Source organism: Streptomyces sp. NPDC029956 (genome assembly GCF_055574655.1).
Window position 1 is genome coordinate 80,956 of sequence record NZ_JBVHZJ010000024.1, and the last position, 25,864, is coordinate 106,819.

25 protein-coding genes are annotated in these 25,864 nt (G+C 73.2%); 10 read left to right on the forward strand and 15 right to left on the reverse strand.

Annotated features, from left to right (window positions below):
* Window positions 1-9: 9 nt before the first annotated feature.
* Window positions 10-1,440 (reverse strand): argininosuccinate lyase, encoded by a 1,431-nt coding sequence (argH, locus tag ACZ4XX_RS20590; RefSeq protein ID WP_468509286.1) that lies wholly within the window; start codon window positions 1,438-1,440, stop codon window positions 10-12.
* A gap of 143 nt (window positions 1,441-1,583) precedes the next feature.
* On the opposite strand from argH, the gene ACZ4XX_RS20595 reads away from it, so the two are divergent.
* The 3 genes from ACZ4XX_RS20595 (at window position 1,584) to ACZ4XX_RS20605 (ending at window position 4,994) form a co-directional block, all read left to right on the forward strand.
* A complete protein-coding gene (locus ACZ4XX_RS20595; protein WP_468509287.1) occupies window positions 1,584-3,530 on the forward strand; it encodes a hypothetical protein in 1,947 nt (648 codons plus the stop codon).
* Window positions 3,531-3,627: 97 nt separating this feature from the next.
* The gene (locus ACZ4XX_RS20600) at window positions 3,628-4,227 is read left to right on the forward strand and encodes a pyridoxamine 5'-phosphate oxidase family protein (RefSeq protein ID WP_468509288.1); all 600 of its coding nucleotides are present in this window, start codon (window positions 3,628-3,630) and stop codon (window positions 4,225-4,227) included.
* Window positions 4,228-4,292: 65 nt separating this feature from the next.
* Entirely contained in the window at window positions 4,293-4,994 is a 702-nt protein-coding gene (locus ACZ4XX_RS20605) for a L,D-transpeptidase family protein (RefSeq protein WP_468509289.1), read from the forward strand.
* 7 nt (window positions 4,995-5,001) lie between these two features.
* Here the strand turns inward: ACZ4XX_RS20605 and ACZ4XX_RS20610 are convergent, their stop codons facing one another.
* The 5 genes from ACZ4XX_RS20610 to argC are packed head-to-tail and all read right to left on the reverse strand — an operon-like array spanning window position 5,002 to window position 9,919.
* Window positions 5,002-5,532 carry an arginine repressor gene (locus ACZ4XX_RS20610; RefSeq protein ID WP_030316147.1) on the reverse strand — a complete coding sequence of 177 codons (531 nt, stop codon included), beginning with the start codon at window positions 5,530-5,532 and terminating at the stop codon, window positions 5,002-5,004.
* A 7-nt stretch (window positions 5,533-5,539) separates the two neighbouring features.
* Window positions 5,540-6,754 carry an acetylornithine transaminase gene (locus ACZ4XX_RS20615; RefSeq protein ID WP_468509290.1) on the reverse strand — a complete coding sequence of 405 codons (1,215 nt, stop codon included), beginning with the start codon at window positions 6,752-6,754 and terminating at the stop codon, window positions 5,540-5,542.
* Window positions 6,754-7,719, reverse strand: coding sequence for an acetylglutamate kinase (argB, locus tag ACZ4XX_RS20620; protein ID WP_468509291.1), 966 nt, complete (start codon window positions 7,717-7,719; stop codon window positions 6,754-6,756). The genes ACZ4XX_RS20615 and argB overlap by 1 nt, the downstream gene beginning before the upstream one ends.
* On the reverse strand, window positions 7,716-8,894 hold the full coding sequence (argJ, locus tag ACZ4XX_RS20625) for a bifunctional glutamate N-acetyltransferase/amino-acid acetyltransferase ArgJ (RefSeq protein WP_468509292.1): 1,179 nt from the start codon (window positions 8,892-8,894) through the stop codon (window positions 7,716-7,718). The genes argB and argJ overlap by 4 nt, the downstream gene beginning before the upstream one ends.
* Window positions 8,891-9,919, reverse strand: coding sequence for an N-acetyl-gamma-glutamyl-phosphate reductase (gene argC / locus ACZ4XX_RS20630; protein ID WP_468509293.1), 1,029 nt, complete (start codon window positions 9,917-9,919; stop codon window positions 8,891-8,893). The genes argJ and argC overlap by 4 nt, the downstream gene beginning before the upstream one ends.
* A gap of 48 nt (window positions 9,920-9,967) precedes the next feature.
* Between argC and ACZ4XX_RS20635 the strand changes: the two genes are divergently transcribed.
* The 3 genes from ACZ4XX_RS20635 to ACZ4XX_RS20645 all read left to right on the forward strand — a co-directional run bounded on the left by ACZ4XX_RS20635 (window position 9,968) and on the right by ACZ4XX_RS20645 (window position 13,203).
* Complete coding sequence (locus ACZ4XX_RS20635; RefSeq protein WP_468509294.1) at window positions 9,968-10,585, forward strand: SRPBCC family protein; 618 nt, start codon at window positions 9,968-9,970, stop codon at window positions 10,583-10,585.
* A 14-nt stretch (window positions 10,586-10,599) separates the two neighbouring features.
* Window positions 10,600-12,054: an argininosuccinate synthase gene (argG, locus tag ACZ4XX_RS20640; RefSeq protein WP_395359743.1), complete on the forward strand. Its 1,455-nt coding sequence runs from the start codon at window positions 10,600-10,602 to the stop codon at window positions 12,052-12,054.
* A gap of 258 nt (window positions 12,055-12,312) precedes the next feature.
* Window positions 12,313-13,203 (forward strand): sigma factor-like helix-turn-helix DNA-binding protein, encoded by an 891-nt coding sequence (locus ACZ4XX_RS20645; RefSeq protein ID WP_468509295.1) that lies wholly within the window; start codon window positions 12,313-12,315, stop codon window positions 13,201-13,203.
* 92 nt (window positions 13,204-13,295) lie between these two features.
* Here the strand turns inward: ACZ4XX_RS20645 and ACZ4XX_RS20650 are convergent, their stop codons facing one another.
* Together ACZ4XX_RS20650 and ACZ4XX_RS20655 are read right to left on the reverse strand one after the other, a co-directional pair.
* Window positions 13,296-13,778 (reverse strand): MerR family transcriptional regulator, encoded by a 483-nt coding sequence (locus ACZ4XX_RS20650; protein ID WP_468509296.1) that lies wholly within the window; start codon window positions 13,776-13,778, stop codon window positions 13,296-13,298.
* Between the two features lie 78 nt (window positions 13,779-13,856).
* A complete protein-coding gene (locus ACZ4XX_RS20655) occupies window positions 13,857-14,876 on the reverse strand; it encodes an MDR family NADP-dependent oxidoreductase (RefSeq protein WP_468509297.1) in 1,020 nt (339 codons plus the stop codon).
* 243 nt (window positions 14,877-15,119) lie between these two features.
* On the opposite strand from ACZ4XX_RS20655, the gene ACZ4XX_RS20660 reads away from it, so the two are divergent.
* On the forward strand, window positions 15,120-15,524 hold the full coding sequence (locus ACZ4XX_RS20660; protein ID WP_468509298.1) for a VOC family protein: 405 nt from the start codon (window positions 15,120-15,122) through the stop codon (window positions 15,522-15,524).
* A gap of 91 nt (window positions 15,525-15,615) precedes the next feature.
* Here the strand turns inward: ACZ4XX_RS20660 and ACZ4XX_RS20665 are convergent, their stop codons facing one another.
* The 4 genes from ACZ4XX_RS20665 to ACZ4XX_RS20680 form a co-directional block, all read right to left on the reverse strand.
* A complete protein-coding gene (locus ACZ4XX_RS20665; protein WP_468509299.1) occupies window positions 15,616-16,779 on the reverse strand; it encodes a methyltransferase in 1,164 nt (387 codons plus the stop codon).
* Between the two features lie 239 nt (window positions 16,780-17,018).
* Entirely contained in the window at window positions 17,019-17,594 is a 576-nt protein-coding gene (locus ACZ4XX_RS20670; RefSeq protein WP_468509300.1) for a histidine phosphatase family protein, read from the reverse strand.
* A gap of 69 nt (window positions 17,595-17,663) precedes the next feature.
* Complete coding sequence (locus ACZ4XX_RS20675) at window positions 17,664-18,116, reverse strand: GNAT family N-acetyltransferase (protein WP_468509301.1); 453 nt, start codon at window positions 18,114-18,116, stop codon at window positions 17,664-17,666.
* Between the two features lie 112 nt (window positions 18,117-18,228).
* On the reverse strand, window positions 18,229-19,665 hold the full coding sequence (locus ACZ4XX_RS20680; protein ID WP_468509302.1) for an aminotransferase-like domain-containing protein: 1,437 nt from the start codon (window positions 19,663-19,665) through the stop codon (window positions 18,229-18,231).
* Here ACZ4XX_RS20680 and ACZ4XX_RS20685 point away from each other — a divergent pair.
* Together ACZ4XX_RS20685 and ACZ4XX_RS20690 are read left to right on the forward strand one after the other, a co-directional pair.
* Window positions 19,664-20,731, forward strand: a complete 1,068-nt coding sequence (locus ACZ4XX_RS20685) for a DMT family transporter (RefSeq protein ID WP_468509303.1) — start codon at window positions 19,664-19,666, stop codon at window positions 20,729-20,731. The two genes, ACZ4XX_RS20680 and ACZ4XX_RS20685, sit on opposite strands and share 2 nt — an antisense overlap.
* Window positions 20,732-20,852: 121 nt before the next feature.
* Window positions 20,853-21,056: a DUF1918 domain-containing protein gene (locus ACZ4XX_RS20690; RefSeq protein ID WP_468509321.1), complete on the forward strand. Its 204-nt coding sequence runs from the start codon at window positions 20,853-20,855 to the stop codon at window positions 21,054-21,056.
* 13 nt (window positions 21,057-21,069) lie between these two features.
* On the opposite strand, the gene ACZ4XX_RS20695 is transcribed toward ACZ4XX_RS20690, so the two are convergent.
* Window positions 21,070-22,257, reverse strand: a complete 1,188-nt coding sequence (locus ACZ4XX_RS20695) for a glycoside hydrolase family 10-like protein (protein ID WP_468509304.1) — start codon at window positions 22,255-22,257, stop codon at window positions 21,070-21,072.
* A gap of 200 nt (window positions 22,258-22,457) precedes the next feature.
* Here ACZ4XX_RS20695 and ACZ4XX_RS20700 point away from each other — a divergent pair, with 200 nt between their 5' ends.
* The gene (locus tag ACZ4XX_RS20700; RefSeq protein WP_468509305.1) at window positions 22,458-23,318 is read left to right on the forward strand and encodes a 3-hydroxybutyryl-CoA dehydrogenase; all 861 of its coding nucleotides are present in this window, start codon (window positions 22,458-22,460) and stop codon (window positions 23,316-23,318) included.
* Window positions 23,319-23,416: 98 nt separating this feature from the next.
* On the opposite strand, the gene ACZ4XX_RS20705 is transcribed toward ACZ4XX_RS20700, so the two are convergent.
* Entirely contained in the window at window positions 23,417-23,947 is a 531-nt protein-coding gene (locus ACZ4XX_RS20705; protein ID WP_030316110.1) for an NUDIX domain-containing protein, read from the reverse strand.
* A 62-nt stretch (window positions 23,948-24,009) separates the two neighbouring features.
* The gene (locus ACZ4XX_RS20710; RefSeq protein ID WP_468509306.1) at window positions 24,010-25,350 is read right to left on the reverse strand and encodes a transcriptional regulator; all 1,341 of its coding nucleotides are present in this window, start codon (window positions 25,348-25,350) and stop codon (window positions 24,010-24,012) included.
* Between the last annotated feature and the right edge of the window lie 514 nt (window positions 25,351-25,864).

Here is a 25,864-nt window from a genome sequence, read left to right on the forward strand (position 1 = left end):
GGGAGCGGGTTACTTCTTCTTGGCGGCGGCCCAGGCGTGCTGGATCACCAGGTCGGCCTTGACCTCGACGAGCTGGACGGCGACCGCCGAGGGGGCGGTGCCGCCCCGGCCGTTGCGGGAGGCGAGGGCGCCGGGGACGTCGAGGACCGTGCGGACCTCGGGGGTGAGGTGCTCGGAGATCTTGGCGAACTGCTCGTCCGTCAGCTCGTCCAGCTCCTTGCCCTCGGACTCGGCGACCTTCACGCACTCACCGGCCACCTCGTGCGCCACCCGGAACGGCACACCCTGCTTGACCAGCCACTCCGCGATGTCGGTCGCGAGCGAGAAGCCGGCCGGGGCCAGCTCCTCCATGCGCTCCCGGTTCACGGTGAGCGTGGCCATCATGCCGGTGAAGGCGGGCAGCAGGACCTCGAGCTGGTCACAGGAGTCGAAGACCGGCTCCTTGTCCTCCTGGAGGTCCCGGTTGTAGGCCAGCGGGAGCGCCTTGAGCGTGGCGAGGAGTCCGGTGAGGTTGCCGACGAGGCGGCCGGACTTGCCCCGGGCGAGCTCGGCGATGTCCGGGTTCTTCTTCTGCGGCATGATCGACGAGCCGGTGGAGAAGGCGTCGTGGAGGGTCACGAAGGAGAACTCCTTCGTGTTCCAGATGATGATCTCCTCCGCGATCCGCGACACGTTGATGCCGATCATCGCGGTGATGAAGGCGAACTCGGCGACGAAGTCGCGGGAGGCCGTGCCGTCGATCGAGTTGCCGACCGAGCCGCGCTCGAAGCCGAGGTCCTTGGCGACCGCCTCCGGGTCGAGCCCGAGGGAGGAGCCGGCGAGGGCGCCGGAGCCGTACGGGGAGACGGCCGTCCGGGTGTCCCACTGCCGCAGCCGCTCGGCGTCCCGGGAGAGGGACTGGGCGTGGGCCAGGACGTGGTGGGCGAAGAGCACCGGCTGGGCGTGCTGGAGGTGCGTGCGGCCGGGCATGGCGACGTCCGCGTGCGCCTCGGCGAGGCCGACGAGGGCGTCCTGGAGGTCGGCGACGAGGCCGCCGATGATCCGCGCGTGGTCGCGCAGGTACATCCGGAAGAGGGTGGCGACCTGGTCGTTGCGGGACCGGCCGGCGCGCAGCTTGCCGCCGAGGTCGGGGCCGACGCGCTCCAGGAGACCCCGCTCCAGGGCGGTGTGGACGTCCTCGTCCGCGATGGTGCCGACGAGGGTGCCGTCGGCGACGTCCGCCTCAAGCCGGTCGAGGCCGGCGAGCATGCCGGTCAGCTCGTCGTCGGTGAGCAGCCCGGCCTTGTGCAGCACGCGCGCGTGGGCGCGGGAGCCGGCGATGTCGTACGGCGCGAGGCGCCAGTCGAAGTGGACCGACGCGGAGAGCTTCGCCAGGGCCTCGGCAGGACCGTCGGCGAACCGTCCGCCCCAGAGCCGGACATCACCGTTGTTGCTGCTCACTGCTGCTCCTCAGTCTTCGCGACCATCGACATGCATGAGTATGCAGAACTCTGCATGATTCGTCAATCCATGCGGGGGGCCGCTCCGCCCAGAGGCGGAATATTCGCAGGTGGAGGGCGCGGGGCAGCACTACAGTCCGGCGCATGACACCGCCCGAACCGCTGCCTCCCCTGCTTCCCACCCGACGCCGCTCCCCCGGAGAACGACTGCTGCACGGAAAGGGCATCGCCAAGGCCGTGGAAGCGGGCCGCGCCGAGGACTGGGCGAGCCTCGACCAAGGTGTCGCGGTGCATACGTGGCGGCCGGGCCCGCGCTGGTCGAGGGGCCGCGTCCGGGTCGGCTTCCACTGGTTCGACGACCGTGAACTGGCGGACTGGACGAAGGCCCCGCACTGGCACGAGACCGGACCGGGCGGCGGACCGGGCGGGGTCGCCGCCTGGTCCGTACCGCCCACCGAGTCCGAGATCGCGCTGGCCCTCTGCCACGCCGACCCCCGGCTCCGCGCCGCCGCGCTCCGGCTCGCCGAGGACGGCGCGCTGCCCGCCGCCGCACTGCCGCTCGTCCTCGTCCGGTGCGCCGACACGGACGGTACGGTCCGCGAGCTCGCCCGCACGGTCCTGAGCGGGGCACTCGGCGGGACCGACGCCGCGGCGGACGCAGCCGCACGGGCCCTGGTGCCGCTCGCACTGCTCCTGGACCTGCGCCGGCACGGGGGCTGGGCGCGGGAGACGGTCCTCGCCCGGACCGGCCGGGACGGCGAGACGGTGGCGGCGGCCGTGGCCCAGCTGCTGACGAGCCGCCGCTACGCATGCCGCAGGGCCGGGGTGCGGGCCGCCGTCTCAGCGGGACTGCTGGACGCCGCCGGGGCGTACGCGACGGCCGAGCGGGACACCGACGTGGGCGTCGCGGGAGAGGCGGTGCGCGCGGCGGTACGGCTCGACCGACGGGCCCTGGAGGAAGTGGCGGACGGTACGACCCGCGAGCACGTCCTCGCCCGCTTCCACGCCTTCATGGGGCTCCGCCGGGACCCCGCCCTCGGACGCGCGGCCCTCGCCACGGCCCGCGAGGAGGGCCTCCTCGGGCCCGAGGACCTGGCGCGGCTCGCCGTCTCCCACCACGACCGGGTCGCCCGGCGCGCCGCCCTCGCCGCCCTGCTGGACGAGCACGACCCGAGCCCGTTCCTCGACGAGCTGGCCACCGCTCGCGACGCCTCCGTACGGGTCGCGGCCGTGGAACGGCTGCGGTCAGCCGGGCGGGGCGACGACCTCGTACGGCATCTGACGGACTCGCACGCCCCGGTGCGCGCCCTCGCGCGCCGGGAGCTGCGGGCGGCGGGGCTCGATCCGTATCCGGTGTACCGCGCCCTGTGCGCCGACCCGGCGACCGTCACCCCGGCGGCGGTCAGCGGGCTCGCCGAGCGTCGGGACCCCGAGGACGTCCCGCTCTTCCACGAGCTGTCCCGGCACGCCCTGGGGCCGGTACGCGCCCGGGCGCTCTGCGTGCTGCGCATGCTGGGCGCCCTGCCCGGCGACGGGCCGGTGGCCTTCGCCGACGACCCGGACCGGACCGTGCGGAAGACCGTCCTCAGGGCCGTACGCCGTCACCCCGAGGCCTTGCGCGTCCTCCTCACCGCGGCGCACGGGGACGTACGGGCCGCGGCGCTGGACCTGCTCCGGTCCCGGCACGGCCTCGACTGGCGGGAGACCGTGCCCTTCCTGGAGGACCCCGCGGCGAGCGTGACACGGGTGGCGAGAGCCGCGGTGGGGTGGAACAAGTGCGAACTCCCGCTCTCCTTCCTGCTCGATCTGGCGGCACCCGGCCGGCCGCATGCCCAGCGCGCCGCCGGTCTCGCCCTGATGCACGACGACGAAGCGAGGCTCCTCGCCGCACTGCGGCTGGCCGACGACCCCGACGTCACCCTGCGCTGGACGGCACGCCGGGACGTCGTTGGGGAGCTGCGCCGGCTGGACGAAGAGGTCCGCGGCCCGTACGGGGACGAGATCCGGCGGCTCGTCGAGCACCACGCCGCCGAACTTCCCGGCTGGCAGGAGGAGATACGGCGGCGGTACCGGACGGCGAGGGGGCGCTGAGACACGGCGGCGGGACCGGGCGGCGGGTCGCTGAGACACGGAGACCGCTGGGCGAGACGCTCTCCCCCGGGAACCACCTGTCCGAGAGAATCAGGCCATGGGAAAAACGTACGAACGTATCGACGGGCGGCTCCGGGCCTTCATAGAGGCCCAGCCGGTGTACTTCACCGCCACCGCGCCCCTCTCCGGGGACGGTCATGTGAACCTCTCCCCCAAGGGCCGCCGGGGCACGCTCGTGGTGCTCGACGAACTGACCCTCGCCTACGTCGACTTCGGAGGCAGCAGCGCCGAGACCATCGCTCATCTGCGGGAGCCGGGGAACGGGCGGATCACCCTCATGTGGACCGCGTTCTCCGGCCCGCCGACCGTCGTGCGTGTGCACGGCACCGGCGAGGCCGTGTTCCGGGACGACCCGCGCTGGCCCGAACTGTTCGCCCGGTTCCCCGCCGAGGCCGTCGAGGGCCAGGGCAGCGCGCGGGCGATCGTCGTCGTCCACGCCCGACGGGTCAGCGACGCCTGCGGGTTCGCCGTCCCGCTGATGGAGTACCAGGAGGAACGAACCCTGCACGCCGAGTACTTCAACCGGAAGACGGACGAGGAGTTCAACACGTACTGCGAGGGCAAGGACCACATCGCCGACAGCCTCGACGGGCTGCCCGCCCTGCCGCTGCCCCTGCCGCCGCTGCCCGCCACGTAACCACGGCCCGCCGCCCGGCCCCGCCATCCACGCGTGGCACGCCCCCACGCCCTAGCCTCACCGCCATGCGCAACCTTCTGCTGCTCGGCGCCGCCCTGCTCTCCCTGGGCGCCGTGCCCGCACCCGCGGCCCCCGCGCCCGCACCGCTGCCCGCGCGGATGGCCGACACGGGCGGCGGCTCCCAGCTGATCACCGCGGAGGCCACGGACACCCGGGCCACCAGCGGCACCCTGAGCTGGTGGGACCGGCGCGACGGCCGGTGGGTGAGGGCCGGGTCGGCGCCCGCCCGGTTCGGGGCGAAGGGGCTCGCCGAGGGCGAGCGGCGGCGGCAGGGCACGAACACCACGCCCACCGGGCTCTACCGGCTGCCGTACGCCTTCGGGATCGAGCCCGCGCCCGCGGGGACCTCGTACCGCTACGCGCGCGTGACCCAGCGGTCCTGGTGGTGCCAGGACAACGACTCCCGCGCGTACAACCGCTGGGTCGAGGGCCTCCCCCGGGACTGCCGGGCCGCCGAGGCCGAGCACATGGTCACGTACCGCCGTCAGTACGCGCACGGGCTCGTCATCGGCTTCAACTACGACCGGCCGGTCCGCGGACGCGGCGCCGGGATCTTCCTGCACGTCAACGGGCGCGGGGCGACCGCGGGTTGTGTGTCCGTCCCGGCGGACGCGATGCGCGCGGTGCTCGCCTGGGCCGATCCCGCGCGCCGACCGCACATCGCCGTCGGAACGCGGGGCGGTCCGACGGCGATCACGCGCTACTGAGTCGTGCCTACTTCTGAGCCAGCTTCAGCAGGTGGTCCGCGAGCGCCTGGCCGCCCGCCGGGTCACGGCTGATGAGCAGCAGGGTGTCGTCGCCCGCGATCGTGCCGAGGATCGCGTGCAGTTCGGCCTGGTCGATGGCCGACGCGAGGAACTGTGCGGCGCCCGGCGGGGTCCGCAGGACCACAAGGTTGGCCGAGGCCTCGGCGGAGATCAGCAGTTCGCCGGAGAGGCGCCGCATGCGCTCCTCCTTCGCGGACTCGCCGAGCGGGGCCTGCGGGGTGCGGAAGCCGCCCTCGCTCGGCACCGCGTAGATCAGCTCGCCGCCGGTGTTGCGGATCTTCACCGCGCCCAGCTCGTCGAGGTCGCGGGAGAGCGTCGCCTGGGTGACGCTCAGCCCGTCGTCCGCGAGGAGCTTGGCGAGCTGGCTCTGCGAGCGCACCGGCTGCCGGTTGAGGATGTCGACGATCCTGCGGTGGCGAGCGGTGCGGGTCTGCGGAACCGACGGCCCTCCGTGCTCGTTCTCCTGCGCGTCGGTCATCGTCGTCTCATTCTCCGGTTCGTCCTTGCCCGTTCGCCACGTCGAGGACTCCGGGCAGGGCCTGGAGGAAGGCGTCCGCCTCGGCGTCGGTGAGGACCAGCGGAGGCATGATCCGTACGACATCGGGGGCGGGCGCGTTCACCAGGAGGCCGGCGTCCTGAGCCGCCTGCTGCACCTGAGGTGCGAGGGACTCCGTGAGCACGATACCCAGCAGGAGGCCCGCACCACGGACGTGGGAGACCAGAGGGTGGTTCAGACCTTCGATTCCCTGCCTCAGCCGCTCCCCGACCGCCTTCACGTGGTCGAGGGCCGCGTCGGCGCCGAGGGTGTCGAGAACGGCGATTCCGGCGGCGCAGGCGACCGGGTTGCCACCGAAGGTGGTGCCGTGGTGGCCGGGCGCGAAGAGGTCCGCGGCGGGGCCGAAGGCGACGGTCGCGCCGAGCGGGAGGCCGCCGCCGAGGCCCTTGGCCAGGGTCACGACATCGGGCTCGACGCCCTCGTGGGCCTGGTACTCGAACCAGTGGCCGCAGCGGCCGATGCCGGTCTGCACCTCGTCGAGGACGAGGAGGGTGCCGGTGGCGCGGGTGATCTCCCGGGCCGCCTTCAGATAGCCGGCCGGCGGGACGACGACGCCGTTCTCACCCTGGATGGGCTCGATGATCACGAGGGCGGTGTCCTCGGTGACGGCGGCGCGCAGCGCCTCCACGTCCCCGTACGGCACATGTGTCACGTCGCCGGGCAGCGGCAGGAACGGGGTCTGCTTGCCGGGCTGGCCGGTGAGCGCCAGGGAGCCCATGGTCCGGCCGTGGAAGCCGCCCCGGGTGGCGACCATGTGGGACCGGCCGGTGAGCCGGCCGATCTTGAAGGCGCCTTCGACGGCCTCGGCGCCCGAGTTGCAGAAGAACACCTTGCCGGGCCGGCCGAAGAGGGCGAGGAGCCGCTCGGCGAGGGCGACGGGCGGCTCGGCGACGAAGAGGTTGGAGACATGGCCGAGGGTCCGGATCTGCCGGGTGACCGCCTCGACGACCGCCGGGTGGCCGTGCCCGAGGGCGTTGACCGCGATGCCGCCGACGAAGTCCAGGTACTCGTTGCCGTCGGCGTCCCAGACCCTGGCGCCGTCACCGCGGACGAGGGGCAGCCGGGGGGTGCCGTAGTTGTTCATCAGCGAGCCCTGCCACCGCTGGGTCAGCTGCTCGTTGCCGGGCTCCGTGGTGCCGCTCATCAGTCCCCCTGTCCGTCCGGCACGACCATCGTGCCGATGCCCTCGTCGGTGAAGATCTCCAGCAGGATCGAGTGCTGGACCCGGCCGTCGATCACGCGGGCCGTGGTGACCCCGTTGCGTACGGCGTGCAGGCAGCCCTCCATCTTGGGGACCATGCCGCTGGAGAGCTCGGGCAGCAGCTTCTCCAGCTGGCTCGCGGTGAGCCGGCTGATGACCTCGTCGCTGTGCGGCCAGTCCTCGTAGAGGCCCTCGACGTCGGTCAGGACCATCAGCGTCTCGGCGCCCAGCGCAGCAGCGAGTGCCGCAGCCGCCGTATCAGCATTGACGTTGTAGACATGTCCGTCGTCCTGGGAGCGGGCGATGGAGGAGATGACCGGGATCCGGCCGTCCTCCAGGAGGGCCTGGATGGCGCCGGTGTCGATGGCGGTGATCTCACCGACCCGGCCGATGTCGACCTGCTCGCCGGCGATGACCGGCCGGTGCTTGGTCGCGGTGATGGTGTGGGCGTCCTCGCCGGTGAGACCGACGGCGAGCGGGCCGTGCTGGTTGAGCAGCCCGACGAGCTCGCGCTGGACCTGGCCGGCGAGGACCATCCGTACGACGTCCATGGCGTCCTCGGTGGTGACCCGCAGGCCTGCCTTGAACTCGCTGACGATGCCGTGCCGGTCGAGGGCGGCGCTGATCTGGGGGCCGCCGCCGTGCACGACGACCGGCTTGAGGCCGGCCTGGCGCAGGAAGACGACGTCCTGGGCGAAGGCGGCCTTCAGGTCCTCGTCGATCATGGCGTTGCCGCCGAACTTGATGACGACCGTCTTGCCGTTGTGCCGCGTGAGCCAGGGCAGGGCCTCGATGAGGATCTGGGCCTTGGGGAGCGCGGTGTGCTTCCGGGTCGTGCTCTCGGGGGCCTGCGCAGTCTCAGGAGTCTCTGGGGCCTGAGGGTTCTGGGGGGTCTGGGGGTCGCTCATGACGAGTACGCGCTGTTCTCGTGGACGTAGTCGGCGGTGAGGTCGTTCGCCCAGATGACGGCGGACTCGGTGCCGGCGGCGAGGTCGGCGGTGATGGTGACCTCCCGGTAGCGCATGTCCACGAGGTCGCGGTCCTCGCCGACGGAGCCGTTCTTGCAGACCCAGACGCCGTTGATGGCGACGTTGAGCTCGTCGGGCGCGAAGGCCGCCGCCGTGGTGCCGATGGCGGAGAGCACCCGGCCCCAGTTGGGGTCCTCGCCGTGGATGGCGCACTTGAGGAGGTTGTTACGGGCGATGGACCGGCCCACCTCGACGGCGTCGTCCTCGGTCGCGGCGTTGATCACCTCGATGCGGATGTCCTTGCTGGCGCCCTCGGCATCGCCGATGAGCTGACGGGCGAGGTCGTCGCAGACCTCCCGCACGGCTCCGGTGAACGCGTCCTGCTCGGGCGTGACGCCGGAGGAGCCGGAGGCGAGGAGGAGGACGGTGTCGTTGGTGGACATGCAGCCGTCGGAGTCGACCCGGTCGAAGGTGACGCGGGTTGCGCCCCGCAGGGCACTGTCCAGGCCCGCGCTGTCGACGTCGGCGTCGGTGGTGAGGACGACGAGCATGGTGGCGAGGCCGGGGGCGAGCATGCCGGCGCCCTTGGCCATGCCGCCGACGGTCCAGCTGCCGCCGGGGCCGTCCTGCGTCACCACGGAGGTCTTGTGGACGGTGTCGGTGGTCTTGATGGCGATGGCGGCCTTCTCGCCGCCGTGCGGGGACAGCTCGGCCGCGGCCTTCTCGACGCCGGGGAGCAGCTTGTCCATGGGGAGCAGGAGGCCGATGAGGCCGGTGGAGGCGACGGCGATCTCGCCCGCGCCGACGTCCGCGCCCTGGGCGCTGAGCACCTCGGCGACCTTCTCGGCGGTGGCGTGGGTGTCCTGGAAGCCCTGGGGGCCGGTGCAGGCGTTGGCGCCGCCGGAGTTGAGGACGACGGCGGTCAGCTCTCCGTCGGCGAGGACCTGCTGGGACCAGACGACGGGGGCGGCCTTGACGCGGTTGGAGGTGAAGACTCCCGCGGCGGCGCGGCGGGGCCCGGTGTTGACCACGAGGGCCAGGTCCGGGTTGCCGTTCTGCTTGATCCCGGCGGCGATGCCCGCCGCCGTGAATCCCTTCGCTGCGGTGACACTCACGGCGCCACTCCAATCGTGGAAAGTCCGGTGCTCTCGGGGAGGCCGAGGGCGATGTTCATGCTCTGCACCGCGCCACCGGCGGTGCCCTTGGTGAGATTGTCGATGGCGCTGATCGCGATGATCCGGTTCGCCGCCGCGTCGTACGCGACCTGTACCTGAACGGCGTTGGAACCGTAGACGGACGCCGTCGCCGGCCACTGCCCCTCGGGGAGCAGATGGACGAAGGGCTCGTCCGCGAAGGCCTTCTCGTACGCGGCCCGCACGGTCTCGGCGGTGACGCCCGGCTTCGCGGTGGCGGTGCAGGTGGCGAGGATGCCGCGGGGCATCGGCGCCAGGGTCGGCGTGAAGGAGACGGTGACCCGCTCCCCCGCCGGTCCGCTGAGGTTCTGGATCATCTCGGGGGTGTGCCGGTGGCCGCCGCCGACGCCGTACGGCGACATGCTGCCCATGACCTCGCTGCCGAGCAGGTGCGGCTTGGCCGCCTTGCCGGCGCCGGAGGTGCCGGAGGCCGCGACGATCACGGCCTCGGGCTCGGCCAGCCCGTTCTCGTACGCGGGGAAGAGCGCGAGCGAGACAGCGGTCGGGTAGCAGCCGGGCACGGCGACCCGCTTGGACCCCGCGAGGGCGGCCCGGGCTCCCGGCAGTTCGGGAAGGCCGTACGGCCAGGTGCCGGCGTGCGGGGAGCCGTAGTACGTCTCCCAGTCCGCGGGCTCCTCGAGCCGGAAGTCGGCACCCATGTCGACGACGAGGACGTCCGGGCCGAGCTGCTCGGCGACGGCGGCGGACTGGCCGTGCGGCAGGGCGAGGAACACGACGTCGTGACCGGTGAGCTCGTCGGCGGTGGTGGGCACGAGGACGCGGTCGGCGAGCGGCAGCAGATGGGGCTGGAGGGCCCCGAGCCGCTGGCCGGCGTTGGAGTGGCCGGTCAGGGCGCCGATCTCCACGTGGGGGTGGGCGAGAAGGAGACGCAGGAGCTCTCCGCCCGCGTATCCGCTCGCACCCGCCACTGCTACTCGTACCGTCATCGAAACCCTCCTCATGGATGGCATGACTATACGTATCTCAGCAGTTTTATGCAACGACACTCCCTGACCGAGGCCGCCCTGCTCGCCCACGGGTGGGCACCCGACGAGCCGCGCGTCTCGGACCTCGCCTTCGAGGCCCGGCCGGGCGGGCGAATCCTCCTGGAGTACCGCGACGCCGAGGACACCGGGAGCCCGGACGGCATCGCCTCCGCGGGCAGCGAGGGCCCGGACGGCGCCGGCGGCGCCGGGGGCTCCGCGGGATCCGGCGGCTCCGACCCGGCCGCCGGGCGCGGGGACGGCGTCGTCGACGTCGCCACCCCTGACGAGCGGCTCACGCACCGGCTCCCACCCCGGCCCCCCGACGGCAGCGCCGCCTTCACGGCCCACGTCGACTTCGGCCTCCGACCCACCGGCGACGGCACGGACCTCGACGTCCGCCGCCTGATCGCCGACAGCACGGTGGAGTCCGCCGACCTCGAGGACGGTCCGCCCGGTTCACGGTGGCGGCTCACCCGCCGGGAGACCGGGGAGCCGGGCGAGATGGCCCTGGTCTACGACCGGATGCGCCGACCGCCACCGCCGCGCATGCTGATCCTGTGCGGGGTGCCGGAAGGGACGATTCCACGCTCGTCCCCCGGCACCCCTTTGCATGACCATGCGAGATGATGCATACTCTTCCTATGTCCAAGGTCCTCACCTCCCTGCCCGCCGGCGAGCGCGTCGGCATCGCCTTCTCCGGCGGCCTCGACACCTCCGTCGCGGTCGCATGGATGCGCGACAAGGGCGCCATCCCCTGCACCTACACCGCCGACATCGGCCAGTACGACGAGCCCGACATCGCCTCGGTGCCCGGCCGCGCCAAGACCTACGGTGCCGAGATCGCGCGCCTGGTCGACTGCCGCGCCGCGCTGGTCGAGGAGGGCCTTGCCGCACTCACGTGCGGGGCGTTCCACATCCGCTCCGGCGGCCGCGCGTACTTCAACACCACGCCCCTCGGCCGTGCCGTCACCGGCACCCTCCTCGTGCGGGCGATGCTCGAGGACAACGTCCAGATCTGGGGCGACGGCTCGACCTTCAAGGGCAACGACATCGAGCGGTTCTACCGCTACGGCCTGCTCGCCAACCCGCACCTGCGGATCTACAAGCCCTGGCTGGACGCGGACTTCGTGACGGAGCTCGGCGGCCGCAAGGAGATGTCGGAGTGGCTGGTCGCCCACGACCTGCCGTACCGCGACAGCACGGAGAAGGCGTACTCCACCGACGCCAACATCTGGGGCGCCACCCATGAGGCCAAGACGCTGGAGCACCTCGACACCGGCGTGGAGACCGTCGAGCCGATCATGGGCGTCCGCTTCTGGGACCCGTCGGTCGAGATCGACACCGAGGACGTCACGATCGGCTTCGCGCAGGGCCGGCCCGTGTCCATCAACGGCAAGGAGTTCGCCTCCGCCGTCGACCTCGTCATGGAGGCCAACGCCATCGGCGGCCGCCACGGCATGGGCATGTCGGACCAGATCGAGAACCGGATCATCGAGGCCAAGAGCCGCGGCATCTACGAGGCGCCCGGCATGGCCCTGCTGCACGCCGCGTACGAGCGGCTGGTCAACGCCATCCACAACGAGGACACCCTCGCCCAGTACCACAACGAGGGACGGCGTCTCGGCCGACTCATGTACGAGGGCCGGTGGCTGGACCCGCAGGCACTGATGGTCCGTGAGTCGCTCCAGCGCTGGGTCGGCGCGGCCGTCACCGGCGAGGTGACGCTGCGGCTGCGGCGCGGCGAGGACTACTCGATCCTCGACACGACCGGCCCGGCGTTCAGCTACCACCCGGACAAGCTGTCCATGGAGCGCACCGAGGACTCGGCCTTCGGGCCGGTGGACCGGATCGGCCAGCTCACCATGCGGAACCTCGACATCGCCGACTCGCGCGCCAAGCTGGAGCAGTACGCGGGCCTCGGTCTGCTCGGCACCGGCAGCCCCGCGATCGGTGCCGCCCAGGCGGCCGCGGCCGGCCTGATCGGCACCCTGACGGAGCTCCCCGAGGGCGGCGCGGAGGCCATCGCGTCCCGTGGCGAGGCCACCGACGAGGACGAGATGCTGGACCGCGCCGCGATGGAGTTCGGTACCGACTGACCCGGCACCTCCCGCCCGGCCGCGCCGCCGGCCGGGCCCGCCCGACCGCACCACCCCGTCGAGCACCACGTGCTCGACACCCCGGAAGGCCGGTTCGACGTCCCCCGCGTCGAGCCGGCCTTTCCGTCTGCCCGGGCCCCTGCCTCCCTCGTACGGGCGCCCGTACGTGACCGGCGTCGCCGACGGCGGCCGGTGCCGTCACATCGGGGCGAAGCCTCGCGTCAGTGCGGTGACAGCACCGATGAGGAGTGAGGCGCCATGCACGACGACACCCTTCCCGCCGTCCTGGCCGGGCGTTTCGACGCCCACGAGGAGCGGCTGCGGCGTGTGGCCCTGCGGATGACGGGTTCGGAGGCCGAGGCCGAGGAGGCGCTCGCGGCGGTGCGGGCGGAGCTGGGGCGGGACGACGGGGCGTCGGTACGGGCCTGGCTGACGGCGCTGGTCACGCGGGAGTGCGTAAGGGGGCGGCGGGCGGACGAGGGTAGCGGGCGCCTGAGCACGGCCGGGGGCGACCCCGGAGTGGGAGCGCGAGCGGGGAGCGGAGCCGGAGCCGCAGTCGGGAGCGGAGCCGGGGGCGAGGACAGAGCCGGCGACGGGGGCGAGTCCGTGTGGCTCGCGCTGTTCCTCGTACTGGATTCTCTGGGGGCCGAGGAGCGGCTCGCCTATGTGCTGCACGACGTGTTCGGCCTGCCGTCGTCCGAGACGGCCCGTATCACCGGCGACTCCCCCGAGGAGGTGGCGCGACTGGCCCGGAGGGCCCGGGAGCGGGTCCGGGGCCACGGAACGGCCCGTACCGAGGGCGGCGTCGGGCGACAGCGGGCGGTGGTGGACCTGTTCCTGGCCGCCGCACGCGCGCGTGACGCCCGTGCGCTCGCGGCCGTCCTCGACCCGGACGTGGTCGCCCACACCGAGCGCGGCCCGGTGCACGGCGCACCCGCCGTCGCCGAGGGCGCGGCCGCGTTCGCACGGTTCGCGGGCGTGGTCCGGCCCGCGCTGGTCGAGGGGGCCGTCGGGGCGGTCGCCTTCGTCGGCGGGCGGCCCGTCTCCGCCGTGGCGTTCACCCTCCGCCGGGACCGGATCGTCACCGTGTCCCTCACCACCGGCGAGGGCCGGGTACGCGCCCTGGACCTGGTCTTCTCCGATGGATGACGGGGCATGGACGACGGGCCGGGACGGGCGAGGGGGCCCGGCGCGGGGCGGCTCTCGAGACCTGGCGGGGCGGCCTGGCACGGTTGTCGGCCTCACGAGCCGGGCCGGTCCCCGCCCCGGCTCGCGGGGCCGGGGCAGGGACCGGGCCGGGGCCCTCGACCCGTCGGGCCCGGGCGGGTGGTCGGCCGCACCGCGCGGGGTTCGGGTCGTGGGGCGGCTCGGGTCGCCAGTTCCTCGCGCAGTCGCGTGAGGCGGGCGATCTCCTCGTCGAGGGCCGCGATCCTGCGGCTCACCACCGGCGACGCCTGCGTGCAGACGCCCTCCGGGACCTGACGGGAGCGCAGCGCAGCCACGTCGAGGAGGGGCAGACGGTCCACGCACGCGCGCACGTCCTCGATCGTCAGGCCCAGGGCGAGGAGTTCACGCACGACCCGGACGCGCGCCACGTCGTCCGGACCGTAGAGCCGCTGGCCGGTCGAGGTGCGGACCGGTGGTGGCAGGAGCCCGCGCTGCTCGTAGAGGCGCAGGGCCCGGGGCGTCGTCCCCGCCGCTGCCGCCGCGTCACCGATCCGCACGCCGCCCGACCTCCTCCGTCGCCTTCGCCCGCACCGTCGCCGGGGTGACGCCGAGACCGCCCCGGGGAGTGAGGCGTCTCAGGGCAACTCGACCACGACCGCGCCCAGATGCCGCCCCTCCATCACCTCACGCAACGCCCCGGCGGCCCGTTCCATGCCCGCCACCCGTACGTGCGGGAAGGTGATCGCCCCGGTGCGGAGCCAGTCGCCGAAACGGGCCCGCCACTCGCCCTCCGTCTCCGGGTGGTCGAGCGTGCTGAAGCCGCGCAGCGAGACCCGCCTGAGGACGAGGGAGTACGAATCCAGCTCCACGGGCGCGGTGGCGCCGGTCCCCTCGGGGTCGAGCTGTCCGGAGAGCGCGCCGACGAGCACCGCTCGGGCCCCCGGGCGGGCCGCCGCCACCGCCGCGCTCAACTGCTCGCCGCCGACGGTGTCGAGCAGGACGTCGAGGCCCTCCGGCGCGGCCCCGGCGAGCTGCGCCGCGAACGGGACGTCCGTACCGCGGACGACTGCGGCGTCGTAACCGAGTTCGGAGACGAGCCGTGCGGCCTTGGCCGGCGAACCGGTGCTGCCGACCACCCGGCCCGCGCCGAGGAGCCGGGCGATCTGCCCGGCCATCGTGCCGACAGCTCCGGCCCCGCCGGTCACGAGGACCGTGTCCCCCGCGCGCACCTCCGCACCCCGGGTGAGGGCCGCGTACGCCGTCCACCCTTGGGAGAGATGGGCGACCGGGTCGGGCAGGGTTTCACCGAGCGGCGTGCAGGCGGCTGCCGGCACGCACGCGTACTCGCGCCAGCCCTGCCAGTGGGAGACCAGCTCCCCGGGGCGGGGACCACCGTCGTGAGTGTCCGACACGACCTCGCCGACGGCCGCGCCGAAGAGCGCGTCGCCCGGTCGGACGGACGGGAAGGGGGCCCCTTCGACCCCGCCGCCGATGAGGGTGCGCAGCGCGGCGGATACGGCGAACCAGCGGTTCCTGATGAGGATTTCACCGGACGCCGGCACGGGAACCGCCGTACGGACGAGGTCGAGGTGCTCGGGTCCGGGGAGACCGCTCACAGGTCGGTCGCGCAGCCGGATCTCGCGGTGGGTGGCCATGGGGCGCTCCAGGAGGAGGGGGCGGTCGGGTCGGCGGGACCGTAAACCCTGACCCGCGCGTCAGGGTCAAGCCCGGGGGCGAGGCCGAGGCCCTGGTCAAGGGCGGGATCGACGTCGAGGTCCAGGTCGGGTCCGCGATCCGGGTCGGGACGGGAGGCGAACGGGGTCGAGTCCTGGGTCGAGTTCGCGGGAGGGAGGTGCTCCCGGAGGACGGCCGGAGGCGGCACCGCCTAGCCTGGAGACATGATCATCGATGCGCAGACCCGGGTGCGGATCGCCCGCCCCTCGCGGGACCTCGCCGCCGCCGAGCGGTTCTACGTCGACGGGCTCGGGCTGGAGGTGCAGTGGCGGACCACCGAGCGGGTGTCCGGCAAGCACGACCTGCTCATGGTCGGCCCCGAGGGCGGCGGTTGGCACTTCGAGCTGACCCGCGACCCCGAACAGCCCGTGGAGCCGGCCCCGACGGTCGAGGACCTGTTCGTCGTCTACCTCGGGGTGCCCGTCGAGGAGGCGCAGGTGGAGCGGCTGCTCGCCGCCGGCGGCACGCGGGTGGCCGCGCACAACCCGTACTGGGACGAGTACGGCGTGACCGTCGAGGACCCCGACGGCTATCAGCTCGTCCTGTGCTCGCGCGGTTGGGGCGCATGACGAAGGGGCGCGACCCGAAGGCCGTGCCCCTTCTGTCGTGGGGTCGCGCCGGGGGTCCGGGCCGTTCGGCCCCTGCACCGGCGGTCGCTCCCTAAGCCTGCCGCACCGCCCGCAGGACCACGAACTTGGCGTCGCTCGCGACCAGTTCGCTGTTGCCGAAGATCCGGCGGAGGGTGACGTGGTAGCCGAGGTGGCGGTTGCCGATGACCCACAGCTCGCCGCCCGGCCGCAGCGCGCGGCGCGCGTCGGAGAACATCCGGCGGGCCGTGCGGTCGGTGGTGGCCTGGTGGGTGTGGAACGGCGGGTTGTTGAGGACGAGGTCCACCGACCCGTCGGGCACGTCGGCGAGCCCGTCGCCGACGAGGAACTCGGCCTTGCGTGCGTCGCCCACGTGCGTACGGAAGTTCTCCTCGGCCGAGGCGACCGCCTGGTACGACTCGTCGGTGAAGATCAGTTCCGCGTCGGGTTCGTGCAGCGCGATGGCGAGACCGACCACGCCGTTGCCGCAGCCGAGGTCGGCGACGCGGACCCGGCCGATGCCGCCGGGCAGGTTCGCGAGGAGGAAGCGGGTGCCGATGTCGAGGCGGTCGGCGCAGAAGACCCCGGCGTGGTTGGTGACGGTCAGACCGGGCAGCCCGGGCGCGGGGGTGTCGGCCGGAAGGTCGTAGCGGTGCGGCCAGGGGTTCGGGCGCGGGGTGACGGCCGGGTCGGGCGTGGTGTGGATCAGCCGCGCCTTCTTGACCGCGAGCGAGGTGCGGGTGGGCCCGAGGATCCGCTCGAAGAGCCGCAGGGTGGAGGTGTGGATCTCCTTGACCATGCCGGTGCCGACGACGACGGTGCCCTCGTGCACGGCGGGTGCGAGCCGGTGCAGCTGGTCCTCGAGGAGCGCGAGGCTCTTGGGGACGCGGACGAGGAGGACGTCGATCCGCTCGGGCGGCGGGTCCTGGGTGGTGAGCAGCCGGACGGCGTCCGGGGCGGCACCGGCGCGCGCGAGGTTGGCCCGCGTGGCCTGGCGGCCGAGGTACGAGTCGGAGATCTGGACGAGCTCCCCGGGGCCGGCGGCCTGGAGTGCGGTGACGAGTGCTCCCCAGCGGTCGCCGAGGACGGCGACGGTGCCGGACAGGTCGGTGCCGTCCTCGGCCAGCCGGCCCAGGAGGTACTCGTCGGACGCGTCCCAGGCACGCAGCTGATCGCGCGGGTCCTCGGGATGGCGGGTCAGCGTGAAGGCGCCCCATGACGTGGTCAAACGGTTCATCGTGCTCTCAGGCTAGCCGGTCGCGGGCGGTCTCTCCCCCCGCCACGTGCGCATCGGCGGCTCGGAGGCGCCCGACCCGGGCCGATCGATGCCGGTCGGCCCGGGATGCATGACCGTCTGCGCGGAACCACGACCGCCTGCACGGAACCACGACCGTCTGGGCGGAACCCTCGTCCGCCTGCGCCGGGCCGCGACCGTGGGTACGGGGCCACGTCCCCCGGCGCGGGCCGGGGCGCCGGTCAGCGCAGGGCCGCGTCGAGCTGGAGGTGCCAGAGGCCGGGGCGGCCGGTGAGGGTGACGGTCGAGAGGGGGCGGACGTCGACGTTCCAGTACGTGGCGGGCGGCGCCTTCAGGGCGTACACGAGGGCGGCCCGTACGACGGAGGGTTCGGCGACGGCGACGATCTCGCCGTCCTCGGCCGGGCGGGTGTCGAGCCAGTTCCCTATCCGGGTGATGAAGGCGAGGAGGGGCTCGCCCCCGTGCGGGGCGGTGCGGGCGTCGGTGAGCCAGGCGTCGACGGCGGCCGGTTCGAGGGCGGCGACCTCGGCGAGGGTCAGGCCGCGCCAGCGGCCCATGTCGCAGTCGCGGAGCGCGGGCTGGGCAAGGGGGGCGAAGCCCAGCGCGGTGCCGGTGGCGCGGCTGCGGGGGGTCGGGGAGCAGTAGCGCAGTTCGGCCGCGCCGAGCGTGATGAGCGCGGGCGCGGCCTGCTGCACCTCGTACCAGCCGGCCTCGTCGAGCGGCCGGTCGTCGTCGAAGCGTTCGGCGAGCAGGGAGGAGCTGCGTGCCGCCGTGACGAGCGTCACCCGAAGACCCATGGGCGCGATCGTGAGGCCGGAGGCTCCGCAGGTCAAGGGGTCATTCCCCGGGGGCGGAGGGGCTCAGGTTCACTGCTGCCCGAGAGCCATCCACTTGTCCGGATTCTGCAGTGGCGTGAAACCGACCTTCTCGTACACACCGTGCGCGTCGGCCGTGGCGAGCATGATGCGGCGCAGTCCGTACGGCGCGAGGTGGTCGCGGACGGCGGCGACGAGCGCCGTGCCGAGGCCGGTGCCGCGGGCCGGGCGGTCGACGTAGACGTCGCAGAGCCAGGCGAAGGTGGCGTAGTCGGTGACGACGCGGGCGTAGGCCGCCATCTCGCCGGTCTCGCGGTCGTAGGCACCGAGGTTGAGCGAGCCCGTGATGGCCCGGTCCTGCTTCTCCCGAGGTCGGCCGTGGGCCCAGTAGGAGTCCGTGGACAGCCAGTGGTGCACCCGGGCGGCGTCGATCCGCGCGGGGTCGGCTGAGATCTCGTACGCCCCGTGCATGACGGGGGTGTCCGTGGCGGCGCTGTCGCTCATGCCCGAAGCGTTCCAGTGACACCTGGGCTTGTCAGGTGAATTTGCCCGGACCGAAGGGCGCCGGCACCGCGCGGGAGACCGTCGGCTCCCCCGCGCGGCCCTCCGCCGGCGCTCAGACGGTGACCTCGTCGACCGCGGCCCGCAGGCGGCGCGCGCCCTCGACGATCTCCGTGGGACCCGCGACACCCGCGAAACTCAGCCGGATGTGCCCGGCGGGGGGTTCTGCGCAGAAGTACGGGCGGCCCGGGGCCGCGGCGACACCGGCCCGCAGGGCGGCGGCGAGCAGGGCCGCCTCCGGGACGCTGTCGGGGAGGCGGAGCCAGAGGTGGTAGCCCCCGAACGGGATGTGCGGCAGGGCGAACGCGGGCAGCTGGTGGGCGAGGGCGCCGCTCAGTACCTCCCGCCGGCTCTTGAGCTCCTGGGCGACGGCCCGCAGATGACGGTGCCAGGCGGGCGAGCCGACGAGTTCGAGCGCGGCCTCCTGGAGCGGCCTGGGGACGAAGAAGCTGTCGACGACCTGGATGGCACGGAGGCGTTCGAGGACGGGGCCGCGGGCGGCGAGGGCGCCGACCCGCAGGCTCGGCGAGGTGGCCTTGGTGAGGGAGCAGACGTGGACGACGACACCGTCGGGATCCTCGGCGGCGAGCGGCGCGGGGAGCGGCGGCGCGTCCTCGTGGACGAGCCGGCGGGCGAAGTCGTCCTCGACGACGAAGGCTCCGGCGGCGCGGGCGATACGGAGCACCTCGCGGCGCCGCTCGGGGCCGAGCACCGCCCCGGTGGGGTTCTGGAAGAGCGGCTGGCAGACGAAGACGCGGGCGCCGGTGGCGCGGAAGGCGGCTTCGAGGAGTTCGGGGCGGACCCCGTCGGCGTCGGCGGGCACGGGAACCGGGCGCAGTCCGGCCGCGCGGGCGACGGCGAGCATGCCCGGGTAGGTCGGGGACTCGACGAGGACGGGCGTGCCGGGCGGGGCGAGGGCGCGCAGGGCGGTGGTGATGGCGGACTGGCCGCCGGCGGTGATGAGGAGGTCGGCGGCGGTGACGCTGCCGCCGATCTCGCGGGCGAACCACTCGCGCAGTTCGGGCAGGCCGTCGGTGGGCGGCCTGCCCCAGGCGCCGGGGCGGCGTCCGGCACGGGCGAGGGCGGCGGCGAGGGCCCGCTCCGGCTGGAGGGAGGGGTGGAGGTAGCCGCCGTTGAACTCGACCACGCCGGGCGGCGGGGCGGCCAGGGTGACGAGGACGCCGGAGGCGTCGACGGCCCGGGGGACGAGCTCGGTGGCGGCGTCGGCGCTGAGGGCGACCTCCTGCCAGGAGGTGTCGCCGGTGGCGGGGGTGGCGGTACGGGGCTCGGCACGGAAGGCGCCGGCGCCGGGACGGGTGACGACGAGACCCTCGGCGGCGAGCTGCGCGAGGGCCCGGGTGACGGTCACCGGGGAAACCCGATAGCGCTCCACGAGGGCGCGACTCGACGGCAGCTTTCCACCCGGCGAGTAGCGGTTCAGCTCCATCCTCAAGGAATGCGCCAGGTCCGCCACACTGCTACGCTCACTCATGAGAGCAAAGGATAGCGCTACTGCCACCACGACGATAGCGGTCAACGCGGCGGACCGCACCGGCGGCACCGTCCGCGCAGGTGGCACCGTGCACGCAGACACCGTCCGCACCGGCGGCGCGGGACGCACCGTCCACGCGGGAAGCACCGACGGCGGCTCGACGGCCGCCGCGCGCGACGCCGCCGCCACGAGCGGGAACCGCGCCGACCCGCTCCCCCGCGGCACCCTGCTCGCCGCGCTCGGCGTGGTCGCCTTCTCGCTCACGTTCCCGTCGACCGTCTGGGGTCTGGAGAGCTTCGGCCCCTGGTCGCTCGTGGCCGTGCGCTCCACCCTCGCGGCCCTCGTCGCGGGCGCGTTCCTCCTCGTCGGCCGGGTGCCGCTGCCGGAGCGGCGCCACTGGGCGGGCCTCGCCGTGGTCGCCGGTGGAGTCGTCATCGGCTTCCCGCTCCTGACGACCCTGGCCCTGCAGACCTCCACCACCTCGCACGCCGCCGTCGTCGTCGGCCTGCTGCCACTGACCACGGCGACCTTCGCCGCCCTGCGGACCAAGCGCCGGCCGTCCCGTACCTTCTGGCTCGCGGCCGTGTCGGGCGCGGTCGTCGTCCTCGCCTTCACCGTCCAGCAGAGCGGCGGGGCCGTCTCGCAGGGCGACCTGTACCTGTTCGGTGCGCTTCTGGTGTGCGCGGCCGGCTACACCGAGGGCGGCCGTCTGGCGCGGCTCATGCCGGGCTGGCACGTCATCGGCTGGGCCCTGATCCTCTGTCTGCCGCTGATGGTGGTCGGCTCGGCCGTGGCGCTGTCCGTGGAGCCGGTCCACCTGAACGCCCACGGCGTCGTCGGCCTGGTCTGGGTCGCGGCCGGTTCCACCTTCTTCGGCCTGTACGTCTGGTACCGGGGCATGGCCTCGATCGGCATCCCCAAGGCGAGCCAGCTCCAGCTCGCGCAGCCGCTCCTCACCCTCGTCTGGTCGGTCGTGCTGCTCGGCGAGACCCTTCCGCTCGCCGCCCCGCTCGCGGCGGTTGCGGTGCTCGTCTGCATCGCGGTGACCCAGCGGGCGAAGAGCTGACGCCGGGCGGAACAGGGGTCCGCACGAAGGGGTGCCGGCTCAGCGGATCGGGACGATCCGGGACACAATGGCAGACAGAACCCCCGAACAGCACGAGCCCGGTCGCGAGGAGGTCACCCCGATGCAGGCGAACGTGGGCGACACACTGTTGGTGCACGGCCGGACCGTCGGTCATCACGACCGTACGGCCGAGGTCCTTCAAGTACTGGGGGAGAACGGCACGCCCCCGTACCGCGTCAAGTTCGACGACGACGGTCACGAGGCCCTGATGTCTCCGGGCCCCGACACCGTCGTACGCCATCACCCCGAGGCGGGCGCGAGCTGATCCCCTCGCCCGGTCAGTCCCGTCCCGGCGCCCGGACCCTGGTCGGGTAGTGATCCGCCACTACGGTGGCCATCGCCCCGATCGGGTCCTTCGCGACGTCCAGGGCGGCGAAGAAGCAGTGGCCGCCGACCGACGGACGGGCGGCGGCCAGCTCCAGGTGCCGTGACAGTTCTCCCGGGTCCTGCCAGGCGGCGGGCTGGGCAGGGTCGCCCGCCTTGTAGAGCGCCTCTCCGATGTAGAGGCCGACGCCGGTGCCCCGTACCACCGCGTCCCACCAGGGCAGCAGCGTGGCGTAGTCGGCGGCGGGCAGACCGATGTGCCAGTACAGCTGGGGCACCACGTAGTCGATCCAGCCCTCCCGGATCCACTTCCGGGTGTCGGCGTACAGGTCGTCGTAGGTGGCGACGCCGGCCCGGGTGTCCGAACCCTCCGGGTCGTCGGCGATGTTCCGCCAGACCCCGAAGGGACTGACGCCGAAGGCCACGTGCGGCTTGACGGCCTTGATCCGGACCGCCGTCTCCGAGACCAGCAGATCGGTGTTGTTCCGCCGCCAGGACGCCCGGTCGGGGAAGTCGGCGCCGTACCGCGCGTACGCCTCGTCGTCCGCGAAGACCTCCCCCGCCACCGGGTACGGATAGAAGTAGTCGTCCCAGTGCACGGCGTCGATGTCGTAGCGCCGCAGCGCGTCCAGCATCGCGTCCTGGATGAACCGCCGGACCTCCGGCAGCCCGGGGTTGTAGAAGAGCTTCCCGCCGTACGGCAGCACCCACTCGGGGTGGAGCCGGGCCGGATGACCGGCCACGAGCCGGGTCGGGTCGGTGTGGTTCGCCACGCGGTACGGGTTGAACCAGGCGTGCAGTTCGAGCCCCCGCGCATGGGCCTCCTCGACGGCCGTGCCCAGCGGGTCCCAGCCGGGGTCGCGGCCCTGCGTCCCGGTGAGGAACTCCGTCCACGGTTCGTACGGCGAGGGCCAGAGCGCGTCGGCGGTGGGCCGGACCTGGAGGACCACCGCGTTGAGCCGGCGCTCGACGGCGGTGTCCAGGTGGGCGAGGAGCTCGGCGCGCTGGGCCTCGGCGGTCAGACCGGTACGGGAGGGCCAGTCGCGGTTGTGGACCGTGGCGATCCACACACCGCGGAACTCGGACCGGGCGGTGGGGCTCTCGGGCCCCTCCGGTGCGGCACCGACAGCCGTCCCGGCCACGAAGCCTCTTCTTCTGCCGATAGGCCGCACTTGTACCCCTCCCGTGTCGGATACGTCACACCCACCCGGACAGCATGCCCGCCCCGGACGATCGATCATCGGTTAATGAGCGGTAACGTCGTGGGGTCGAGGCGGACGCACCGGAATCAGACGGGCCCCCGCCGCCAGAGAAGAGCGAAAGGCACGAGGTGACGGACTCCATGGCCGACATTGAGCGCGTCGGAGTGGTGGGCTGCGGCCAGATGGGCGCGGGCATCGCAGAGGTGTGTGCCCGGAGCGGCCTTGAGGTGAAGGTCGCCGAGACCACCGGCGAAGCGCTGGAGATCGGCCGCACACGGCTCTACAACTCGCTGGCGAAGGCCGCCGAACGCGGCAAGATCAGCGAGGAGGAGCGGGACGCGACGCTCGCCCGCCTCAGCTTCACGACCGACCTGGGCGAGTTCGCCGACCGCGACCTCGTCATCGAGGCGGTCGTGGAGAACGAGCAGGTCAAGACCGAGATCTTCCAGATCCTCGACCAGGTGATGACCCGGCCGGACGCCATCCTGGCCTCGAACACCTCCTCGATCCCGCTGGTGAAGCTGGCCGTGGCGACCTCCCGCCCCGACCACGTCATCGGCATCCACTTCTTCAACCCGGCCCCGGTGCAGAAGCTCGTCGAGCTGATCCCGGCCCTCACCACCTCCGAGGGCACGATCAGCCGGGCCCAGGCCTTCGCGGAGAAGGCCCTCGGCAAGCACGCGATCCGCGCGCAGGACCGCTCCGGCTTCGTGGTCAACGCGCTGCTCGTGCCGTACCTGCTCTCCGCGATCCGGATGTTCGAGTCGGGCATCGCGAGCCGTGACGACATCGACAACGGCATGGAGTTCGGCTGCGCCCACCCGATGGGCCCGCTGAAGCTCTCGGACCTCATCGGCCTCGACACGATCGCGTCGATCGCCGACTCGATGTACTCCGAGTTCAAGGAGCCGCTGTACGCCGCTCCCCCGCTGCTCCAGCGCATGGTGGACGCGGGCCGGCTCGGCCGGAAGACGGGCTCGGGCTTCTACCCGTACGCCTGATCCCCCTGGAACACCGGACGGCCCGTACACACGCACAGGTACGGGCCGTCCGGCTTTTCGCAGGTTCCTCGGCCCAGGTCATCAGCCGCCCGGCCGCGTCACCCCAGCCGGAGATGGTGGAGCATCAGCAGCCCCGCGGCCATGTTCGCGGCCGGGATCTCGCCCCGGGCGATCATGTCGGGGACCTGTTTCAGCGGCACCCAGGCCCGCCGTGAGGACTCGAAGGCGTCCTCGGGCGGTCCGGTGTAGGTGGCCGTCTCCGCCCAGTAGAGGTGGTGACGGGCGTCGGTGAGGCCGTTCGAGGGCTCGACGGTGAGGAGATGGCGCAGCGGCCCCGGCCGCCAGCCGGTCTCCTCCTCCATCTCGCGGGCGGCGGCGGCTTCGATCTCCTCGCCGTCCTCGACGACTCCGGCAGCCAGTTCCCAGCCCCAGCTGTCGGTGATGAAGCGATGGCGCCAGAGCATCAGGACTTCGTCGGCCTCGTTGACGGCCGTCGCGACGGCGACCGGGCGGAGCCGGATCAGATAGTGGTCGAGGTGGCGGCCGTCCGGGAGTTCGACGTCCGCGAGGTTCACCTGGAACCAGCGATTCTCATAGACAGAGCGTTCGCTCAGTTTCGTCCACTGCACGTTCTTGCCACCTTCCGACTGGTCGGTGCTTGTTTGGTGGCAATATCGCAGCAGTTCGCGGCTCACAGGGGAACGCGCAGCGCCCCGTCAATCAGCACCGCCGCTTCCCGGGCGTCGCCTCCGCCGCTGGCCAGGAGGTGCTCCCGTACCTGCCGCAGCCGGTCGCGCAGCCGTCGCGACTCCATCCCCCGCGCCCGCTCGGTCATCTCCACGGCCGTCCGCGCCGCCGCGTCGGCCTCCCCCTGGCGCAGCTCGATCTGACACAGCATGGCGAGCCGGTGCACCCGCCCCCGGTCGTGCGAGGGCGCCCCGACGGCCATCGACGCGTGCTCGTGGGCCGCGGCGAGATCACCCAGACTGAGCAGGGCCTCGGCGACCTGGACGTTGACGAGTCCCGGCTGGACATAGCCCGTCTCGGCCGGCTCGTCCCCGGGACTGATCCGCTCGGCCGCGGCCTCGGCCCGCCGGATGCAGGCCAGCGCGGCCGCGCCGTCGCCCAGATGCGCGTACGCCTTCGCCTGCATCGCCGTCAGGTCGGCGGCGAGCGCCGGGGTGATCTGCCGCCCGGCCGTCCGCAGCGCCGCCTCCGCGAACGCCACCGCCTGCCGGTACTCCCCCATGAACAGCGACTGGTTGACGAGGAGCGCGATCACATAGGCGCCGAGCCCCCGGTCCCCGCTCGCCTTCGCGAGCCGCAGTGCCTGGTGGAAGTAGCGCTGGGCGAGGCCGTGCGCGTCGGCGTCGTACGCGCAGATGCCGGCCACCGCGACGAGTCCGCCGGTGGCACGGTGCAGCCGCCGGCCGAGGGCGTCGCTGTACGAGCCCCGCAGCAGCGGCGCCGTCTCGGCGGTGAGGAAGCCGACGATCCGGGCACGGGTCGCGATGCCCCCGGCCTTCCGGTACATCTGCTCGTAGTGGGACCGGGCGGCGCTCAGCACGGTGATGTCGGCGGCGGAGACCGTCGTCCGGCCGATCCGGGAGACGTCCACGTCCTCCGGCGGGTTCTCCCACTCCCATACGGGCATCACCGCGGGTGTTCCGGTCACGGCGGGTGCGGCGACTATGTGCGGCCGCTGCTGCTCGTCGGACCGCCAGAGGGCGGCCGCGCGCTCCACGAACCCGGAGAGCGGTGAACCGACCGCGAGGACGGGCCCGTCGGGCACACCGAAGCCGATGTCGTCCAGGGTCACCTGCCGGTGCAGCCGGGCGGCGAGCACCTCGCAGATCAGGTCCGGGACCTGGCCGCGCGGCCGCTGGCCCTTCAACCAGCGCGCCACGGCGGTGTGTTCGTAGCGCAGGGTGAGGCCCCGGGCCCGGCCGGCCCGGTTCACATGGGCGGCGAGGCCGGCGTTCGAGACGCCCGCTTCGTCGAGCAGGGCGTCGAGCAAGGTGTTGGGCTGCATGACCGCTCCGGTCGCTCCGGTCCGCTCCGGCCGCTCGGCTCGAGTGCGGTGAACTCAGCGTAGCGGTGGCCGAATTCGTACGGACCGAACCACTGCGGAGAACCTCTGCGAGTCACCGCGTCCCTCGGCTCGAGCCACCTCTCGCCCCTCGGCTACGGGAGGATTTCGCACGGGGTGTGAATGAAGTACTCGTTCTTCCGGTCCGCGTACTCTGCCGTGCTCGTCCCCGTACCGCTTGACTGTGCTTCTCGCCGCAAGGCGAAGACCGGGCCGCCGGCTCCCCCCTCAAACAGTGCGGCCGCCCGGTCAGTGTCGCCCGCCCCGCTGATCTGCCCGACACTCCGTGGCGGGGCGGGCGGCACCGGTCACGGCCCCTCCGCTCAACAGTGGGAGGAGGGGGCGGGCCGGGGGCGGGGGAGGCAGGGCGCCGCGGAGTGTTTAGACGCCCGACCAAAGGCGTCTCGTCCGGCGAAAAGGAGAGCGTCGTCGGGGATGCGCTCGCCTTTCTGTTGTC

What these genes read in the sequence shown, in the direction of transcription:
- argB (WP_468509291.1), bottom strand. Translation starts at nt 7,719, where the DNA reads ATGAGCGACCCCCAGACCCCCCAGAACCCTCAGGCCCCAGAGACTCCT.
- ACZ4XX_RS20660 (WP_468509298.1), top strand. Translation starts at nt 15,120, where the DNA reads ATGATCATCGATGCGCAGACCCGGGTGCGGATCGCCCGCCCCTCGCGG.
- ACZ4XX_RS20690 (WP_468509321.1), top strand. Translation starts at nt 20,853, where the DNA reads ATGCAGGCGAACGTGGGCGACACACTGTTGGTGCACGGCCGGACCGTC.
- ACZ4XX_RS20610 (WP_030316147.1), bottom strand. Translation starts at nt 5,532, where the DNA reads ATGACCGACGCGCAGGAGAACGAGCACGGAGGGCCGTCGGTTCCGCAG.
- ACZ4XX_RS20605 (WP_468509289.1), top strand. Translation starts at nt 4,293, where the DNA reads ATGCGCAACCTTCTGCTGCTCGGCGCCGCCCTGCTCTCCCTGGGCGCC.
- ACZ4XX_RS20655 (WP_468509297.1), bottom strand. Translation starts at nt 14,876, where the DNA reads ATGGCCACCCACCGCGAGATCCGGCTGCGCGACCGACCTGTGAGCGGT.
- ACZ4XX_RS20670 (WP_468509300.1), bottom strand. Translation starts at nt 17,594, where the DNA reads ATGGGTCTTCGGGTGACGCTCGTCACGGCGGCACGCAGCTCCTCCCTG.
- ACZ4XX_RS20700 (WP_468509305.1), top strand. Translation starts at nt 22,458, where the DNA reads ATGGCCGACATTGAGCGCGTCGGAGTGGTGGGCTGCGGCCAGATGGGC.
- ACZ4XX_RS20710 (WP_468509306.1), bottom strand. Translation starts at nt 25,350, where the DNA reads ATGCAGCCCAACACCTTGCTCGACGCCCTGCTCGACGAAGCGGGCGTC.
- ACZ4XX_RS20635 (WP_468509294.1), top strand. Translation starts at nt 9,968, where the DNA reads ATGCAACGACACTCCCTGACCGAGGCCGCCCTGCTCGCCCACGGGTGG.
- ACZ4XX_RS20600 (WP_468509288.1), top strand. Translation starts at nt 3,628, where the DNA reads ATGGGAAAAACGTACGAACGTATCGACGGGCGGCTCCGGGCCTTCATA.
- ACZ4XX_RS20615 (WP_468509290.1), bottom strand. Translation starts at nt 6,754, where the DNA reads ATGAGCGGCACCACGGAGCCCGGCAACGAGCAGCTGACCCAGCGGTGG.
- ACZ4XX_RS20595 (WP_468509287.1), top strand. Translation starts at nt 1,584, where the DNA reads ATGACACCGCCCGAACCGCTGCCTCCCCTGCTTCCCACCCGACGCCGC.
- ACZ4XX_RS20665 (WP_468509299.1), bottom strand. Translation starts at nt 16,779, where the DNA reads ATGAACCGTTTGACCACGTCATGGGGCGCCTTCACGCTGACCCGCCAT.
- argC (WP_468509293.1), bottom strand. Translation starts at nt 9,919, where the DNA reads ATGACGGTACGAGTAGCAGTGGCGGGTGCGAGCGGATACGCGGGCGGA.
- ACZ4XX_RS20645 (WP_468509295.1), top strand. Translation starts at nt 12,313, where the DNA reads ATGCACGACGACACCCTTCCCGCCGTCCTGGCCGGGCGTTTCGACGCC.
- ACZ4XX_RS20680 (WP_468509302.1), bottom strand. Translation starts at nt 19,665, where the DNA reads ATGAGTGAGCGTAGCAGTGTGGCGGACCTGGCGCATTCCTTGAGGATG.
- ACZ4XX_RS20685 (WP_468509303.1), top strand. Translation starts at nt 19,664, where the DNA reads ATGAGAGCAAAGGATAGCGCTACTGCCACCACGACGATAGCGGTCAAC.
- argG (WP_395359743.1), top strand. Translation starts at nt 10,600, where the DNA reads ATGTCCAAGGTCCTCACCTCCCTGCCCGCCGGCGAGCGCGTCGGCATC.
- ACZ4XX_RS20675 (WP_468509301.1), bottom strand. Translation starts at nt 18,116, where the DNA reads ATGAGCGACAGCGCCGCCACGGACACCCCCGTCATGCACGGGGCGTAC.